At 63.4% G+C, this 15,782-nt stretch carries 16 protein-coding genes and 2 pseudogenes; 9 read left to right on the top strand and 9 right to left on the bottom strand.

Annotation, left to right across the window (positions count from 1 at the left end; genetic code table 11):
• Positions 1 to 13: 13 nt before the first annotated feature.
• From QYL93_RS24770 to QYL93_RS24760, 3 genes are read right to left on the bottom strand one after another with little or no spacing between them, the layout of a single operon-like run.
• Positions 14 to 1,036: a CoA ester lyase gene (locus QYL93_RS24770; RefSeq protein ID WP_305746153.1), complete on the bottom strand. Its 1,023-nt coding sequence runs from the start codon at positions 1,034 to 1,036 to the stop codon at positions 14 to 16.
• Positions 1,033 to 1,821, bottom strand: coding sequence for a trans-aconitate 2-methyltransferase (gene tam, locus QYL93_RS24765; protein WP_305746152.1), 789 nt, complete (start codon positions 1,819 to 1,821; stop codon positions 1,033 to 1,035). The genes QYL93_RS24770 and tam overlap by 4 nt, the downstream gene beginning before the upstream one ends.
• Positions 1,822 to 1,845: 24 nt before the next feature.
• Positions 1,846 to 2,832 carry a malate dehydrogenase gene (locus tag QYL93_RS24760; protein WP_007848463.1) on the bottom strand — a complete coding sequence of 329 codons (987 nt, stop codon included), beginning with the start codon at positions 2,830 to 2,832 and terminating at the stop codon, positions 1,846 to 1,848.
• A 236-nt stretch (positions 2,833 to 3,068) separates the two neighbouring features.
• Here QYL93_RS24760 and QYL93_RS24755 point away from each other — a divergent pair, with 236 nt between their 5' ends.
• The 7 genes from QYL93_RS24755 (at position 3,069) to QYL93_RS24725 (ending at position 9,163) form a co-directional block, all read left to right on the top strand.
• On the top strand, positions 3,069 to 3,857 hold the full coding sequence (locus QYL93_RS24755; RefSeq protein WP_305746151.1) for a GntR family transcriptional regulator: 789 nt from the start codon (positions 3,069 to 3,071) through the stop codon (positions 3,855 to 3,857).
• 133 nt (positions 3,858 to 3,990) lie between these two features.
• Positions 3,991 to 4,425, top strand: a complete 435-nt coding sequence (gene sdhC / locus QYL93_RS24750) for a succinate dehydrogenase, cytochrome b556 subunit (protein WP_305746150.1) — start codon at positions 3,991 to 3,993, stop codon at positions 4,423 to 4,425.
• 81 nt (positions 4,426 to 4,506) lie between these two features.
• Positions 4,507 to 4,872 carry a succinate dehydrogenase, hydrophobic membrane anchor protein gene (gene sdhD / locus QYL93_RS24745; RefSeq protein ID WP_305746149.1) on the top strand — a complete coding sequence of 122 codons (366 nt, stop codon included), beginning with the start codon at positions 4,507 to 4,509 and terminating at the stop codon, positions 4,870 to 4,872.
• A gap of 33 nt (positions 4,873 to 4,905) precedes the next feature.
• Positions 4,906 to 6,711, top strand: a complete 1,806-nt coding sequence (gene sdhA / locus QYL93_RS24740; protein ID WP_305746148.1) for a succinate dehydrogenase flavoprotein subunit — start codon at positions 4,906 to 4,908, stop codon at positions 6,709 to 6,711.
• A gap of 28 nt (positions 6,712 to 6,739) precedes the next feature.
• Positions 6,740 to 7,441, top strand: a complete 702-nt coding sequence (locus tag QYL93_RS24735) for a succinate dehydrogenase iron-sulfur subunit (RefSeq protein WP_305746147.1) — start codon at positions 6,740 to 6,742, stop codon at positions 7,439 to 7,441.
• A gap of 25 nt (positions 7,442 to 7,466) precedes the next feature.
• Positions 7,467 to 7,790 (top strand): succinate dehydrogenase assembly factor 2, encoded by a 324-nt coding sequence (locus QYL93_RS24730; RefSeq protein WP_305746146.1) that lies wholly within the window; start codon positions 7,467 to 7,469, stop codon positions 7,788 to 7,790.
• A gap of 62 nt (positions 7,791 to 7,852) precedes the next feature.
• The gene (locus QYL93_RS24725; RefSeq protein WP_057199740.1) at positions 7,853 to 9,163 is read left to right on the top strand and encodes a citrate synthase; all 1,311 of its coding nucleotides are present in this window, start codon (positions 7,853 to 7,855) and stop codon (positions 9,161 to 9,163) included.
• 665 nt (positions 9,164 to 9,828) lie between these two features.
• Here QYL93_RS24725 and QYL93_RS24720 read toward each other — a convergent pair.
• From QYL93_RS24720 to QYL93_RS24695, 6 genes and pseudogenes are all read right to left on the bottom strand, one after another.
• A pseudogene (locus tag QYL93_RS24720) lies at positions 9,829 to 9,987 on the bottom strand (transposase domain-containing protein); the annotation flags it as partial.
• The gene (locus tag QYL93_RS24715) at positions 9,960 to 10,163 is read right to left on the bottom strand and encodes a hypothetical protein (RefSeq protein ID WP_305746145.1); all 204 of its coding nucleotides are present in this window, start codon (positions 10,161 to 10,163) and stop codon (positions 9,960 to 9,962) included. The gene QYL93_RS24715 and the pseudogene QYL93_RS24720, both read right to left, overlap by 28 nt.
• 12 nt (positions 10,164 to 10,175) lie before the next feature.
• Entirely contained in the window at positions 10,176 to 10,451 is a 276-nt protein-coding gene (locus tag QYL93_RS24710; protein ID WP_305746144.1) for a hypothetical protein, read from the bottom strand.
• 24 nt (positions 10,452 to 10,475) lie between these two features.
• Positions 10,476 to 11,996: a methyl-accepting chemotaxis protein gene (locus tag QYL93_RS24705; protein WP_305746143.1), complete on the bottom strand. Its 1,521-nt coding sequence runs from the start codon at positions 11,994 to 11,996 to the stop codon at positions 10,476 to 10,478.
• A 22-nt stretch (positions 11,997 to 12,018) separates the two neighbouring features.
• Positions 12,019 to 12,267: pseudogene (locus tag QYL93_RS24700) on the bottom strand (IS3 family transposase); the annotation flags it as partial.
• Between the two features lie 189 nt (positions 12,268 to 12,456).
• Positions 12,457 to 13,572: a GlxA family transcriptional regulator gene (locus tag QYL93_RS24695; protein ID WP_305746142.1), complete on the bottom strand. Its 1,116-nt coding sequence runs from the start codon at positions 13,570 to 13,572 to the stop codon at positions 12,457 to 12,459.
• A 218-nt stretch (positions 13,573 to 13,790) separates the two neighbouring features.
• Between QYL93_RS24695 and QYL93_RS24690 the strand changes: the two genes are divergently transcribed.
• Together QYL93_RS24690 and fghA are read left to right on the top strand one after the other, a co-directional pair.
• Positions 13,791 to 14,906 (top strand): S-(hydroxymethyl)glutathione dehydrogenase/class III alcohol dehydrogenase, encoded by a 1,116-nt coding sequence (locus QYL93_RS24690; protein WP_305746227.1) that lies wholly within the window; start codon positions 13,791 to 13,793, stop codon positions 14,904 to 14,906.
• A 13-nt stretch (positions 14,907 to 14,919) separates the two neighbouring features.
• Positions 14,920 to 15,777 carry an S-formylglutathione hydrolase gene (gene fghA / locus QYL93_RS24685; protein WP_305746141.1) on the top strand — a complete coding sequence of 286 codons (858 nt, stop codon included), beginning with the start codon at positions 14,920 to 14,922 and terminating at the stop codon, positions 15,775 to 15,777.
• The last annotated feature ends 5 nt before the right edge of the window (positions 15,778 to 15,782 follow it).

Here is a 15,782-nt window from a genome sequence, read left to right as displayed (position 1 = left end):
CTGGAAAAAAGGTTCAGGCGTCGTGGTGGGGAGCGGGGGAAGCAGCAAACCAGTGGGCCACTCCGGGCGGCAGTGCGCGCCCGGTCTGGTGGGCGCGTTCAAGCACCTGCCAGTAGTAGCGGTAGCTGGCGCGGTCGTGCAGGGTGCCATCGTGGCTGATGGGCGCCCAGTCGGCCTGCGCGGCAGCGGCAATGATGCGGGCGGACAAGTCGATCTCGTCCTGCCGGGGCGCAAACGCCTGCAGGATGGGGCGGATCTGGCCGGGGTGGATGCTCCACATGCGGGTATAGCCCAGCTCCTGCGAAGCGCGGGTAGCGGCGGCCTGCATGGCAGCGGTGTCATTGAATTCCGTGACCACGCAGTGCGAAGGCACCTTGCCGTGGGCATGGCAGGCGGCGGCGATCTCGAGCTTGGCGCGCACCACCAGCGGGTGTTCGAACTGGCCGCGCGAGCCCATGGCCGACGAAGGGATGGCCCCGCCATGCGCGGAGACAAAGTCCATGAGCCCGAAGCTGATGCTCTGCACGCGCGGGTGCGCAGCGATCTCGAAGACGCGGTGCACAGCGGCGGGCGATTCGATCAGCACGTGCAGCGGCAGGTGGCCGGCCGATGCGGCGAGCAGCGCCTTTTCGGCGTGCAGCACGTCGTCCACCGACTCGACCTTGGGCACCATGATGTGCGACAGGCGGTGGCCGGCCTCACCGGCGATGGTGGCGATGTCGTTGGCAAAGGCGGCGTGGTCCACGGTGTGCACGCGGGCGGCCACGCGCGCGCCGTCGGCGGCGTTAAGCGCCAGCGATGCGACCAGGGCGGCGTGCTCACGCTCCTGGCCCACGGGGGCGCCGTCTTCACAGTCGAGCGTGACGTCGAACACGCAGTGGCCAAACTCGGTGCTCATCTCGGCCTGCAGCTGCAGGCTTTTGCGCATACGCGCCTCCACACCGCTGTAGTGGTCGCACACGGGCAGGCGGCTGGCGCCGGCCTGGGCGCCCAGCAGCACGCTGGCGGGGTGGGCGGGAGAAGCAACAGTGCTCATGGTGCGGGGCGCTGCGCAACGATGAACATGCGCGGAAAGGCCAGCAGGCGGTTGCCATCGCTGCGCAGGGGGTAGGCGTCGCTGATGCGGCGCTCGTACTCGGCCAGAAAGCTGGCGCGCAGGTCGTCGCTCAAAGGATCGAGGAAGGGGCGCAGCCCGGTGCTGCGCAGCCAGTCGACGATGGCGCCGGCCGTGGGCATGACGTGCTGGTAGACGGTGTGCCACACGTCCACCAGGGCAGCCTCTTTGGCCAGCATGTCGTAGTAGCCGCCGATGGTGGCCAGCTCGGTGCGCACGGCATCGGCGTCGCCGATGGGCTCGCGCCAGGGCGATTGCCCGGCGATGTCACGCATCAGCCGGTGCGACGGCTCCTGCCGGTTGTCGGGCATCTGGATGGCCAGCACGCCGCCAGGGGCGAGCAGGCTGAACAACCGGGGAACCAGGGTTTCGTGCCCCGCCACCCATTGCAGGGCAGCGTTGGCGTAAATCAGGTCGGGTGCCACGGCGGGCACCCAGGTGGCGATGTCGCCTTGTTCAAAGGCCGTGCCGGGCAGGCGCTCGCGCGCACTGGCCAGCATGGCCTGGGAGGTGTCGATGCCGGTGACCTGCGCCTTTGGAAAGCGCTGCACCAGCAGCTCGGTGGAGTTGCCTGGCCCGCAGCCCAGGTCCACCACATGGGCGGCACTGGAGAGGTCGGCCAGGGGCACCCGCGCAAGCAGCTCCTGGGCCGGGCGCGTGCGCTCGTCCTCGAAGCGGCGGTAGAGCGCGGGGTTCCAGTCGAGCATGTACGACAGCCTGCCTATGGGTGCTTACAGCAGGTGCTTGACGCCGTCTTGCTCGCCTTGCAGCTCGGCCAGGGTCTTGTCGATGCGCTCTTGCGAGAAGGCGTCGATCTCCAGGCCTTCAACCAGCTTGTACTCGCCGTTTTCGCAGGTGACGGGGAAGCCGAACATGGTGTCCTTGGGGATGCCGTACTGGCCGTCCGATGGGATGCCCATGGTGACCCACTTGCCGTTGGTGCCCAGGGCCCAGTCGCGCATGTGGTCGATGGCGGCGTTGGCAGCCGAGGCGGCCGACGACAGGCCACGGGCTTCGATGATGGCCGCACCGCGCTTGCCCACGGTGGGCAGGAAGGTGTTGGCGTTCCATTCCTGGTCGTTGATCATCTTGGCGACGCTTTCGCCGTTGATGGTGGCGAAACGGTAGTCGGCGTACATCGTGGGCGAGTGGTTGCCCCAGACGGTCAGCTTTTCGATGTCGGCCACGGCCTTGCCGGTCTTGGCAGCGATCTGGCTGGCAGCGCGGTTGTGGTCCAGGCGCAGCATGGCGGTGAAGTTCTTGCGTGGCAGGTCAGGTGCCGACTTCATGGCGATGTAGGCGTTGGTGTTGGCAGGGTTGCCGACGACCAGCACCTTCACGTTGCGCGAGGCCACAGCGTTCAGGGCCTTGCCCTGTGCCGTGAAGATGGCGCCGTTGACGGCCAGCAGCTCGGCGCGTTCCATGCCCGGGCCACGTGGGCGCGAACCGACCAGCAGCGCGTAGTCGGCGTCCTTGAAGGCGGTCATCGGGTCGCTGTGGGCTTCCATGCCGACCAGCAGGGGGAATGCGCAATCGTCCAGCTCCATCATCACGCCCTTGAGCGCCTTCTGGGGGCCTTCGACAGGGACTTCGAGCAGTTGCAGAATGACCGGCTGGTCCTTGCCCAGCATTTCGCCGGAGGCGATACGGAACAGCAGTGCGTAACCGATTTGACCAGCGGCACCGGTGACGGCTACGCGAACGGGCTTCTTGCTCATGGTGAAAACTCCAGGGAAGTGAGGAAAACAGGGGTGTGTGCAACGCAAGCACCAGCGCCTGTTACCAGCAGCCCGTGCCCCGCAAAACAGCCTTGGAGTGTACTGCCGATTCAATACCCCGGTCAATTTGTCTTATGTCTTATATAAGATATGATCGGAGCCCTGAAACGCCAGGCTGGGTGAGGTACGTGCCCGCCCGGCCAAAGCTCCACGCACGGCCCCATTCTTCGACTGCCATGTCCTCGCTACCGCTCAATGCCGACACCCCTGCGCAGCCAACGACTGGCGCGGGCGCTGCCACGCCGGCGTTCAGCCCGCTGTACCAGCAGATCAAGGGGCTCATCCTGCAGAGTCTGCAGCAGGGCGAGTGGAAGCCCGGCGAAGCCATCCCCAGCGAAATGGACCTGGCCGCGCGCTTTCGCGTGAGCCAGGGCACGGTGCGCAAGGCCATCGACGAGCTGGCCGCCGAAAACCTGGTGATGCGCCGCCAGGGCAAGGGCACCTTCGTGGCCACGCATGCCGAGCAGCATGTGCAGTACCGCTTTTTGAAGCTCATGCCCGACACCGGCGACGCCCGGGTGGAGGGCCGCGCCCAGCGCCAGGTGATCGACTGCAAGCGCGTGCGCGCCAGTGCCGACGTGGCACGCGCGCTGGCGCTGCGCAGCGCCGACCCGGTGATCCAGGCGCGGCGCGTGCTGTCGTTTGCGGGCGTGCCCACCATCCTTGAAGACATCTGGCTGCCGGGCCAGGCTTTCAAAGGGCTGACGGCCGAACAACTGGCCAGCTACGAAGGCCCTACTTACGCCATGTTCGAAATCGACTTCGGCGTACGCATGGTGCGCGCCGAGGAGAAAATACGCGCTGTGCTGCCTGATGCCGAACAGGCTGCGGTGCTGATGGTGGCACCGGGCACGCCGTTGCTCAGCGTGGAGCGCATTGCGTACACGTACAACGACGTTCCCATGGAGTTACGGCGCGGCCTCTATCTCACGGATACCCACCATTACCGTAATGAATTGAGCTGACACCACCCTGGCAACTGAGCGGATCCGTCGATCATTAGGCACGAAGCAAACGCACCTTGTTGCGTTGCAATAGAATTTTGCGTTCTTTGCATCTTCAAATTACAAAGCAGTTACATCCACGAAAGCACAAAACATGACTGAACTCGCCAAAAAACGGCCTGAATTCCGCAACATCAATGCCTTCAAGGACCTCACCACCTACCGCATGACCCCTGCAGCGTGGGTTTCGATCCTGCACCGCGGCAGCGGGCTGATCATGTTCCTCTTGCTGCCTTTCATCATCTGGATGTTCGACACCTCGGTGTCGTCCGAAATCTCGTTCGCCAAGTTCACCGCGGCATTCAACATCGGCATCGGCTTCGTGCCTGGCTGGTTCATCAAGCTGGTGGCCCTGGCGCTGATCTGGTCGTACCTGCACCACTTCACCGCCGGCCTGCGCCACCTGTGGATGGACGTGAGCCACAGCGCCGTGAACAAGCAGTTCGGCAAGACCTCGTCCATCGTGGTCTTCGTGGTCAGCATCACGCTGGCCGTGGTGCTGGGCGCCAAGCTGTTCGGCCTGTACTGATCGATCGATAACCAAATCATAAAAAAAGCGGTGACCGCTGCCATTCCGCAGCAAACACCGCCGCACAAGAGGAAAGTACCCATGTCCGTCAATTACGGTTCCAAGCGCGTCGTCGTCGGCGCCCATTACGGCCTGCGCGACTGGCTGAGCCAGCGCGTCACCGCCATCCTGATGGCGCTGTTCACCGTGGCCCTGCTGGCCCAGGTGATCTTCAACAAGGGCCCCATGGGCTACGACAAGTGGGCGGGCATCTTCTCGGCCCAGTGGATGAAGGTGCTCACCTTCACCGTGATCATTGCGTTGGCCTGGCACGTCTGGGTCGGGGTGCGCGAAGTCCTGATGGACTACGTCAAGCCCGTGGTTCTGCGCCTGGCACTGCAGGTTTTCACCATCGTCTGGCTCGTCGGCTGCGCCGGCTGGGGCATCCAGGTTCTGTGGCGTCTCTGATACCGATCCCCCGCGACTGAAGGCAAACAACAAATGAGCTACTCCAAAGCTAACATCACCAAGCGCAAGTTCGACGTCGTCATCGTCGGTGCCGGCGGCTCCGGCATGCGCGCCTCGCTGGAACTGTCCCGCGCCGGCCTGAACGTGGCCTGCCTGTCCAAGGTGTTCCCCACCCGCTCGCACACGGTTGCAGCGCAGGGCGGCGTGTCCGCCTCGCTGGGCAACATGAGCGAAGACAACTGGCACTACCACTTCTACGACACCATCAAGGGCTCTGACTGGCTGGGCGACCAGGACGCCATCGAGTTCATGTGCCGCGAAGCACCCAACGTGGTGATCGAGCTCGAACACTTCGGCATGCCGTTCGACCGCAACCCCGACGGCACGATCTACCAGCGCCCCTTCGGCGGCCACACCGCCAACTACGGCGAAAAGCCCGTGCAGCGCGCCTGCGCCGCAGCCGACCGCACTGGCCACGCCATGCTGCACACGCTGTACCAGCAGAACGTGAAGTCCAAGACCAACTTCTTCGTGGAGTGGATGGCGCTGGACCTGATCCGCAACACCCAGGGCGACGTGGTCGGCGTGACTGCGCTCGAGCTGGAAACCGGCGACCTGTACGAGCTGCACGCCAAGGCCGTGCTGCTGGCCACTGGCGGCGCGGGCCGCATCTTCGCGGCATCGACCAACGCCTTCATCAACACCGGCGACGGCATGGGCATGGCGGCACGTGCCGGCATCCCGCTGCAGGACATGGAGTTCTGGCAGTTCCACCCCACCGGCGTGGCCGGCGCGGGCGTGCTGCTGACCGAGGGCTGCCGCGGCGAAGGCGCTATTCTGCTCAACAGCAATGGCGAACGCTTCATGGAGCGCTATGCGCCCACCCTGAAAGACCTGGCACCGCGTGACTTCGTGTCGCGCTCGATGGACCAGGAAATCAAGGAAGGCCGTGGCTGTGGTCCGAACAAGGACTACATCCTGATGAAGCTCGACCACCTGGGCGCGGACACCATCCGCAAGCGCCTGCCATCGGTGGAAGAGATCGGCCACAACTTCGCCAACGTGGACATCACCAAGGAACCGATCCCTGTGGTGCCCACCATCCACTACCAGATGGGTGGCATCCCCACCAACATCAACGGCCAGGTGGTCGTACACGACGGCCAGCAGAATCACGTGGTCAACGGCCTCTACGCCGTGGGCGAATGCTCGTGCGTCTCGGTGCACGGTGCCAACCGCCTGGGCACCAACTCGCTGCTCGACCTCTTGGTCTTCGGCAAGTCGGCCGGCAAGCACCTCGTCGGCTACGTGAAGGGCTTTGGCGACAACCTGGCCGTTCCCGCTGACGGCGCAGAGCGCACCCTGGCGCGCCTGAACCAGCTGCAGGACTCCACCGAAGGCATCTACGCGCAGGACGTGGCCAACGACATCCGCGCCAGCATGCAGCAGCACGCCGGCGTGTTCCGCACGCAGGCCAGCATGGACGAAGGCACGGTCAAGATCAACGCCATCCGCGAACGCGTGAGCGGCGTGACCCTGAAGGACAAGTCCAAGGTCTGGAACACGGCCCGCATGGAAGCGCTGGAAGTCGACAACCTGATCGAAGTGGCCCAGGCCACGATGACCTCGGCCGCGGCCCGCCACGAATGCCGTGGCGCGCACACGGTGTACGACTACGAGCACCCTGCCGACCACGCCGAGTTCCCGCTGGGCCGCAACGACAAGGAGTGGATGAAGCACACCCTGTGGCACAGCGCGAACAACAGCCTGACCTACAAGCCTGTGAACCTCAAGCCCCTGACGGTGGACAGCGTGCCTCCCAAGGTCCGTACGTTCTGAAGATCCAGCAGCCTCACGAAAGAACAACATGAAGCGCACCTTTCAAATCTACCGCTACGACCCGGACAAGGACGCCAAGCCCTACATGCAGTCCATCGAGATCGAACTCGACGGCCACGAACGCATGCTGCTGGACGCCTTGGTCAAGCTCAAGGAGCAGGACCCCTCGCTGTCGTTCCGCCGTTCGTGCCGCGAAGGCGTGTGCGGCTCGGACGCGATGAACATCAACGGCAAGAACGGCCTGGCCTGCCTGACGAACATGAACACCCTCAAGGGCGCCATCGTTCTGAAGCCCCTGCCTGGCCTGCCGGTCATCCGCGACCTGATCGTGGACATGACTCAGTTCTTCAAGCAGTACAACTCGATCAAGCCCTACCTGATCACGGAAGACCTGGCCCCCGAGAAGGAACGCCTGCAGAGCCCTGAAGAGCGCGAAGAGCTCAATGGCCTGTACGAGTGCATTCTGTGCGCGAGCTGTTCCACGAGCTGCCCCAGCTTCTGGTGGAACCCCGACAAGTTCGTGGGCCCCGCCGGCCTGCTGCAGGCCTACCGCTTCATCGCTGACAGCCGCGACGAAGCCACGGGTGCGCGCCTCGATAACCTGGAAGACCCGTACCGCCTGTTCCGCTGCCACACCATCATGAACTGCGTGGACGTGTGCCCCAAGGGCCTGAACCCCACGATGGCCATCGGCAAGATCAAGGAACTGATGGTGCGCCGCACTGTCTGACCCTGCACAGAGCACCCTCGACACCATGTCCGAAGACACCTCGACCCCCGTCCTGCCGGAGCCCACTGACCTGCTGGACGAACGCGAGCGCGCCAAGCTGCACTGGCGCTCGCGCCGCGGTCTGCTGGAGAACGATCTCTACATAGAGAACTTCTTTGCGCTGTACGGGGCGAGCATCAACTGGCGCCAGGCCCAGGGCATGACCACGCTGATGGACCTGGCGGACAACGACCTTTTGGACCTGGTGCTCGCCCGCCGCGAGCTAGAAGGTCCCCTCGATACAGAAGAAGTGCGTGAAGTACTCGGCATGCTGCGGCTCAGTGGTGGCGCAGCGCGGCCCCGGGCCTGACCTGGAGACAGGGCCCCCTACCACCGGAATTCCGGCAAACCACCTACCCAAGGAAAGTAACAATGAAGCTAGCTGACAACAAAGCCACCCTGTCGTTCAGTAACGGCAGCCCCAGCGTGGACCTGCCGGTCTACCAGGGCAGCATTGGCCCGGATGTCATCGACATCCGCAAGCTGTACGCGCAAACGGGCATGTTCACCTATGACCCGGGCTTCCTGTCGACGGCAGCAACCCAGTCGGCCATCACGTACATCGATGGCGACAAGGGCGAACTGCTGTACCGCGGCTACCCCATTGAGCAGTTGGCCCAGAACTGCGACTTCCTGGAAACCTGCCACCTGCTGCTGTATGGTGACCTGCCCAACGAAGCGCAGAAGACCGACTTCACCAGCCGCGTGACCAACCACACCATGGTCAACGAGCAGATGCAGTTCTTCCTGCGTGGCTTCCGCCGTGACGCGCACCCGATGGCGGTGCTGACCGGCCTGGTGGGCGCCCTGTCGGCCTTCTACCATGACAGCACGGACATCAACAACCCGCAGCACCGCGAGATCGCTGCCATCCGCCTGATCGCCAAGATGCCCACCCTGGTGGCCATGGCGTACAAGTACGGTGTGGGCCAACCCTACATGTACCCGCAGAACAACCTGAGCTACGCAGGCAACTTCCTGCGCATGATGTTCGGCACGCCCTGCGAAGAGTACAAGGTCAACCCCGTGCTGGAACGCGCGCTGGACCGCATCTTCATCCTGCACGCAGACCACGAGCAGAACGCATCGACCTCCACCGTGCGCCTGTGCGGCTCGTCGGGCACCAACCCGTTTGCAGCCATCGCCGCCGGCGTGGCGTGCCTCTGGGGCCCTGCCCACGGCGGCGCCAACGAAGCAGCCCTGAACATGCTGTACGACATCCAGGCCCAGGGCGGCGTGGAAAAGATCGGCGAGTTCATCAAGCAGGTCAAGGACAAGAACTCCGGCGTCAAGCTCATGGGCTTTGGCCACCGCGTGTACAAGAACTACGACCCCCGCGCCAAGCTCATGCAGGAAACCTGCAACGAAGTGCTGGCCGAACTGGGCCTGGAAAACGACCCGCTGTTCAAGCTGGCCAAGGAACTGGAAAAGATCGCCCTGGAAGACGACTACTTCGTGCAGCGCAAGCTCTACCCGAACGTGGACTTCTACTCCGGCATCGTGCAGCGCGCCATCGGCATCCCGGTGAACCTGTTCACCGGCATCTTCAGCCTGGCCCGCACCGTCGGCTGGATCGCCCAGTTGAACGAAATGATCGGCGACCCCGAGTACAAGATCGGCCGCCCACGCCAGCTGTTCACGGGCTCTGTGCGCCGTGATGTGCCGGCGCTGGACAAGCGCTGAGCGTTTGGCGCTTGCGCCTGGAAGGCTTCGGCCTTCTTGGCGCAGATAGGAAAGCCCGCTTCGGCGGGCTTTTTTGTGGCGAGTTGCGCCGCTTCTCACCGACAGCAGCCTAGGCCATTCAGCAGTGGCAGATACGAAGCCGGCTGCGCAATTTATACGATGCCCTAACTACGGCTATACCAACTGCTGCTGATTTCCACGCAGAAGTGACCCACTGGCGGACTAGGTTTGCGTAGAAATGAACATACAGTTCTCTTGCCCGCGGCGTCCCACTAGGGTGAGGTGTGATGCAGCAGAGTGCGCAGTTGCGCCAAGTCAGAGAGAGGGGCCAGATCCTCAACCGAAGGCATATGCGTTATTCGCAAGCAGCACAGCTGAGACAGACCTCCAACAAGATGCAGCGTAACATCGGGATAGGTGGCCACGGTCAGAGAATCCAGATCCACCATTTCGCGGATTGGCTCCAGCGCTTTGTGGGAGCAATGCCAGATGCGCAAGTGCCGCGACGTTGCCCAAAGCAGCTAACTGCCCCCAAACCTCTCCCGGTCCGCCTGCGACGGAATCCCCAGGTGGCGAAAAGACGCAAGGGAACAGCGAACACACATTGCGCGCGCAGCAGATCGTGCGACGGTTGTGCAGTGGTGGCGGGCGGCCGCCAGATAGCGCAGCAGTTGGTAGATATTGCACGCCTTGTGAGTAAGCAGTCGCGTGAGCACGTCCTTAAGACAGGCGCAGGGATCGTGGCAGTTGAGCTTCGCCGATTGGATCAAGCTCGTGATCGCGGCTGCACGCTGGCCTAGTCTTCCAGGCCATAACGCACCGGCTGAGACAAGACAGATAGAGCCTGCAGAAGCGTTCTCAATTCGAAGCCTAGGTCTTGCTTGAAAACTTGCTGAAGCTTTTCATCGTCCAACAACTCAACCGCTGCCCCCTCAACAGCATCGTGGTCGTTGATGCCTTCTCCCAGCATGATTTTTGCCAGCTCCTGCGCGTACTCCACCTCCCGCTCTTGTCATGTGGCGGAATAGAACACGTCCGGGATGACAGAGTCATCGATTTCGACGCCACCGACATCAACTTCGTTGTGGAACACATCGCTCGCGTCTGCCAGCACCATGTAACAGTCAATCCGGCCAATGAGTTCGCGCAACGATCCGTCATCGACCCTCGCTTTGCCTTCACTTGCCGAGCTAACTGTCTTCTCAAGGAGATAGCGGTAGTGCCTTGCTGCACCCCCAGACTCTTCCCGAGCATCGCAGATGCGCCGCCAGGCGGTCGTAGTCGACATGGTGAGCACGGCTTTTAATAGGCACTAACGCGCTGTCCCCTGTTTCCCCGGTGGGAGCGCGATTGCGCCAGTCAATTTGGCCTGTGGCACATGCGAACGCGGGGCCACGCGATTGAGCTGGTGCGTCTCAACGAGTGTGAACACTGCTACGGTTTGAACAAGTTCCTCCGCCTGGCTCTTCAAGCTGGAAGCAGCTGCCGCCATTTCTTCCACCAACGCAGCATTTTGCTGGGTTGCCTGATCCATCTGTGTGACTGCTTCACTCACCTGCGCAACGCCTGCAGCTTGCTCGTTGCTCGCTTCACTGATCTCGGCCACCAGGTCGCTGACCTTGTGAATCGAGCCCACTACTTCGGCCATGGTCGTTCCGGCTTCGTCCACCAGCACAGTACCCTGCTCCACACGTTCGACGCTGGCGTTTATCAGGCTCTTGATTTCTTTGGCTGCCAAGGCACTGCGCCCGGCAAGGGACCGCACTTCGCTCGCCACCACGGCAAAGCCTCTGCCCTGTTCACCGGCCCGGGCCGCTTCCACGGCAGCATTCAAAGCGAGGATATTGGTCTGGAACGCGATACCGTCAATGACACTGATGATGTCGGAAATCTTTCGCGACGAGTTGTTGATCTCCTTCATGGTGTCCACCACGCGACCGACCACCTCACCACCCCGCACCGCCACGGAACTCGCGCTCTGCGCGAGCTTGCTGGCCTGCCGGGCACTTTCAGCGGACTGTTGCACGGCACCCGTAAGGGCCGCCATGCTGCTGGCAGTCCGCTGCAGATTGCTCGCTGTCTGCTCGGTGCGATTGCTCAAATCCTGATTGCCACTGGCTATTTCTGCCGACGCAATTTCGATTTCAGACGCACCGGACCTTACCGATCCAACTGCGACCTCCATGCGACCCAAAGTAACTTTAAGCGCGCTGCCGCCGGAACTCACCGCCGTAACGGCCGAAACGTCCAGAGCTATTCCATCACTTCGATTCACACTGGAGACTAGCAAAGCAAGCTCCTCGCCCTCTTTGGCAGATCGGCCCATCTGCACAGCCAAAACGATTTCAACTGCAGACTGAACCACCACATACACCGCGTGAAGCATGGTGCGCATGAAATCGGGCTCCGTGGTGCAGTACAAGCCAAACCCCGCTGCTTGCAAGCGGTCGAAACCCAGGTGGTGCGCGGCAAACAGTCCTGCGCCAAACACAATGACCTTCCAGTCAAGGTACACCATCAGAAAAGCCAATACGACGAAGACGCCGAAGTGCAGCTCGATCATCCCGCGGGCTAACTGGATATGCAGCGCCACAAAGGACACCAGCACGAACGTCAACACATAGCGGCTGACGGATGTTCCGCGCGCAGCCATGTACACCACACCCGCAACGATCAGCAAAACCAGGCTGGCGGACAGCGCCAATCTCGAGTCAACAAATTGCATACCCAGCGCGAGGGCGGCAACCGCGCTGATTCCAATCGCGACCAAAAGCACCCTGTCGCCCAAAATCGCCAATGGCGGGGCAAGATCACCAGATCGGTGGTTGTTCATTCGGGAGCTCCAAAGCAAACAATCATGTCACGATATCCAAGACGTGGATACGCATAGAAATTTGACTGGTTTTATGTCGCAAGTCCAAGGCTCGCCGGTACTCGATGGGGCTGACTGAGCCGAGAGAGTGCTTGATCCGCTTCGCATTGCACCAGCGGATGTAGGAATCAACCACCTCAATAATTTACTCAACGGTAGTGCTCTTCCAGTCGCGAGGATAGAACAGTTCTGTTTTCAGCCGACGGAAGAAACCTTCGCAGGCCGCGTTGTCAACGGCTCGGATACTGCCTTTGTAGGAATACATGAACACCTTCTGGTAATCCAAGTTTTCGTCCGCATCCCCGGCGGGTTAGGTTTGCATGGAAATCAACACATGGGCGGCGCGTGCCAGTCAGAACCAACTACCCTCGGTATGAAGGATGCTCCGATTGGTGCAACGGTACGCATCGTGACCAATGACCTAAAGCTGCCCGTCTGTTGAAGTACTGGCGATACAGACTGTTGCTTGCTGACTCGTCCTCGAGGGTTTACCGCCTCCCCGGCCCCCAAACCTCTCCCGATAAGCCTGCGGCGTAATCCCCAGGTACCGCACAAACAGCTGCCGCAGTGCCTGCTCCGACCCCATGCCCACGCGCGCGGCGACGGTCTTGAGCGGCAGCGCTGCAGCCTGCTGCGATGACTCCAGCAACCGCCGCGCCCCTTCCAGCCGTGCCGCATCGACAAACGCCGAAGGCGTCTGCCCCGTCTCCTGCACGAACACCCGGCGAAAGTGCCGCTCACTCATGGCTGCGCGGGCGGCCAGTGCAGCCAGGGGCATGGGTTCGGCCAAGTTCTCCAGCACCCAGGTCTGCACGGCTTGGATGTCGCGGTGGGCGGTGCCCTGGCTGGCCAGTTGCACGCTGAACTGGGATTGGCCGCCGGGGCGCTTGAGGTACATGACCAGGTCGCGCGCCACTTCCAGCGCCAGGGCGTGGCCAAAATCTTCTTCCACCAGGGCCAGGGCGAGGTCGATGCCGGCGGTGACGCCGGCCGATGTCCACAGCGGGCCATCGCGCACGTAGATGGCATCGGGGTCCACGTCGATGGCGGGGTAGCGCTGGCGCAGCAGGGCGGCCACGCTCCAGTGGGTGGCGGCGCGGCGGCCGTCGAGCAGGCCGGCGGCGGCCAGGAAAAAGCTGCCGGAGCACAGAGCGATCATGCGGTCCACGCGCGGGGCCACGCGGGCGGCCCAGGCGACCAGGTCGGGCGAGGCGGCCAGCACCTGCTCGATGTTGCGCGAGCCGACCAGCACCACGGTGCAGCCTGTGCCGCCACCATGCCCCTGCTGCTGCTCCAGCTCGGCCAGGGTGTGGGTGGCGGTTAGGGCCATCAGGGTGTCGGACTGCACGGCCCCCGCCTGGGCTGCGACCACGCGCACGGCGTAGCCGTCGGGCCGGCCGTGCTGGCGCAGGTGCACGTTGGCGTAGTCGAACACGGACATGGGGCCCACGGCCTCCAGCGCCTTGAAGCCGGGGTAGACGACGAGGTCGACGCGGTGGGGCTGGCCGGCGGGGTGGTGGTGTTGTGGGTGGTCCATGGGGCGCGCAAATGCAGGGAAAGAGCGATGGACTATACGGGGGTCGATGTCCGCCAAAGCTGTGTACCGTTGAATTCGGCCATACCCCCAAGGTCTGCGGCCATGCGTTTGGGGAAGCCCTGCACATGGCCTACAGTCATGAAGTCAACGCACGCGATGCGGGCCACAGAGCCCCGCTCGCCTCCCTTTTACCAACCCATCACCCCCACACCATGACCATCAAATCCAAAGCCGCCGTGGCCTTCAAGGCCGGAGAACCCCTGCAGATCGTCGAGATCGACGTGGCGCCGCCGAAAAAAGGCGAGGTGCTGATCCGCATCACCGACACGGGCGTGTGCCACACGGATGCGTTCACTCTGAGCGGTGAAGACCCCGAGGGCCTGTTTCCCGTGGTGCTGGGCCATGAGGGCGCGGGCATTGTGGTGGAGGTGGGCGAAGGCGTGACCAGCGTGAAGCCGGGCGACCATGTGATTCCGCTGTACACCGCAGAGTGCGGCGAGTGCCTGTTCTGCAAGAGCGGCAAGACCAACCTGTGCGTGGCGGTGCGCGCCACGCAGGGCAAGGGCGTGATGCCCGATGGTACGACGCGCTTCAGCTACAACGGCCAGCCGATTTACCACTACATGGGCTGCTCGACCTTCAGCGAGTACACGGTGGTGGCCGAGGTGTCGCTGGCCAAGATCAACCCCAAGGCCAACCCCGAGCAGGTGTGCCTGCTGGGCTGCGGCGTGACCACCGGCCTGGGCGCGGTGAAGAACACGGCCAAGGTGCAGGAGGGTGATACGGTGGCCGTGTTCGGCCTGGGCGGCATTGGCCTGGCGGTGATCCAGGGTGCCAAGCTGGCTAAGGCAGGGCGCATCATCGCCGTGGACACCAACCCCAGCAAGTTCGACCTGGCCCGCACCTTTGGCGCCACCGACTGCGTGAACCCCAAGGACCATGACAAGCCGATCCAGCAGGTGATCGTGGAGATGACGACCTGGGGCGTGGACCACAGCTTCGAGTGCATCGGCAATGTGAACGTGATGCGTGCCGCGCTGGAATGCGCGCACCGCGGCTGGGGCCAGTCGGTCATCATCGGCGTGGCCGGAGCGGGGCAGGAGATTTCGACCCGCCCCTTCCAGCTGGTCACGGGCCGCAAGTGGATGGGCACGGCCTTTGGCGGCGTGAAGGGCCGCAGCGAGCTGCCCGGCATGGTGGAAGACGCCATGGCCGGCAAGATCCAGCTGGAGCCATTTGTGACGCACACCATGGGGCTGAAGGACATCAACGAAGCGTTTGACCTGATGCACGAAGGCAAGTCGATCCGCTCGGTCGTGAAGTACGCCGCATAAGGCGTTGCTGAATATGTCCACACCCTTCGAACTGCTCAGCGAGCACGCCTGCTTTGGCGGCGTGCAGCGCTTCTACCAGCACGCCTCCACCGAGATCGGGCTGCCAATGAAGTTCTCGGTCTTTCTGCCGCCGCAGGCGCAGCAGGGGCCCGTGCCGGCCCTGCTGTACATGGCAGGGCTGACCTGCACCGAAGAGACTTTCATGGTCAAGGCCGGGGCCCAGCGCCTGGCGGCCGAGCTGGGGCTGGCGCTGATTGCGCCCGACACCAGCCCGCGCGGCGCCAATGCGCCGGGCGAGGCGGACAGCTGGGACTTTGGCGTGGGTGCGGGCTTTTACCTGGACGCCACGGCCGAGCCCTGGGCGCGGCACTGGCGCATGGAAAGCTATCTGGTGAAGGAGCTGCTGCCGCAGGTGCTGGCGCAGTTGCCTGTGGATGGTGAGCGCCTGGGCATCTTTGGCCACTCGATGGGCGGGCATGGCGCGCTGACGCTGGCGCTGCGCCACCCAGGGCGGTTCAAGAGCGTGTCGGCCTTTGCGCCGATCTGCGCGCCCACGCAGTGCCCCTGGGGCGAGAAGGCCTTCACCGGCTACCTGGGTGCGGACCGCTCGGCCTGGGGCGAGCACGATGCCACAGTGCTGATGCAGAACCAGCCGGTGGCGCCCTACCCCGGCGGCATCTTGATCGACCAGGGGTTGGCCGACAAGTTCTTGCCCACGCAGTTGCACCCGCACCTGTTCGAAGCGGCGTGCCAGGCCTTAGGCCAGCCGCTGACGCTGCGCCGGCACGAGGGGTATGACCACGGGTACTACTTCATCCAGAGCTTCATGGCGGACCACCTGGCGCACCATGCGGGGAAGCTGGGTATCTAGAAGCC

The sequence above is a fragment of the Acidovorax sp. A1169 genome (assembly GCF_030704685.1).
Taxonomy (GTDB): domain Bacteria; phylum Pseudomonadota; class Gammaproteobacteria; order Burkholderiales; family Burkholderiaceae_C; genus Acidovorax.
This window is presented reverse-complemented; position numbering and strand designations above follow the sequence as displayed.

Excerpts from the sequence above, each read along its gene's own strand:
- QYL93_RS24770 (WP_305746153.1), bottom strand. The coding sequence starts at position 1,036 with ATGAGCACTGTTGCTTCTCCCGCCCACCCCGCCAGCGTGCTGCTGGGC.
- tam (WP_305746152.1), bottom strand. The coding sequence starts at position 1,821 with ATGCTCGACTGGAACCCCGCGCTCTACCGCCGCTTCGAGGACGAGCGC.
- QYL93_RS24760 (WP_007848463.1), bottom strand. The coding sequence starts at position 2,832 with ATGAGCAAGAAGCCCGTTCGCGTAGCCGTCACCGGTGCCGCTGGTCAA.
- QYL93_RS24755 (WP_305746151.1), top strand. The coding sequence starts at position 3,069 with ATGTCCTCGCTACCGCTCAATGCCGACACCCCTGCGCAGCCAACGACT.
- sdhC (WP_305746150.1), top strand. The coding sequence starts at position 3,991 with ATGACTGAACTCGCCAAAAAACGGCCTGAATTCCGCAACATCAATGCC.
- sdhD (WP_305746149.1), top strand. The coding sequence starts at position 4,507 with ATGTCCGTCAATTACGGTTCCAAGCGCGTCGTCGTCGGCGCCCATTAC.
- sdhA (WP_305746148.1), top strand. The coding sequence starts at position 4,906 with ATGAGCTACTCCAAAGCTAACATCACCAAGCGCAAGTTCGACGTCGTC.
- QYL93_RS24735 (WP_305746147.1), top strand. The coding sequence starts at position 6,740 with ATGAAGCGCACCTTTCAAATCTACCGCTACGACCCGGACAAGGACGCC.
- QYL93_RS24730 (WP_305746146.1), top strand. The coding sequence starts at position 7,467 with ATGTCCGAAGACACCTCGACCCCCGTCCTGCCGGAGCCCACTGACCTG.
- QYL93_RS24725 (WP_057199740.1), top strand. The coding sequence starts at position 7,853 with ATGAAGCTAGCTGACAACAAAGCCACCCTGTCGTTCAGTAACGGCAGC.
- QYL93_RS24710 (WP_305746144.1), bottom strand. The coding sequence starts at position 10,451 with ATGTCGACTACGACCGCCTGGCGGCGCATCTGCGATGCTCGGGAAGAG.
- QYL93_RS24705 (WP_305746143.1), bottom strand. The coding sequence starts at position 11,996 with ATGAACAACCACCGATCTGGTGATCTTGCCCCGCCATTGGCGATTTTG.
- QYL93_RS24695 (WP_305746142.1), bottom strand. The coding sequence starts at position 13,572 with ATGGACCACCCACAACACCACCACCCCGCCGGCCAGCCCCACCGCGTC.
- fghA (WP_305746141.1), top strand. The coding sequence starts at position 14,920 with ATGTCCACACCCTTCGAACTGCTCAGCGAGCACGCCTGCTTTGGCGGC.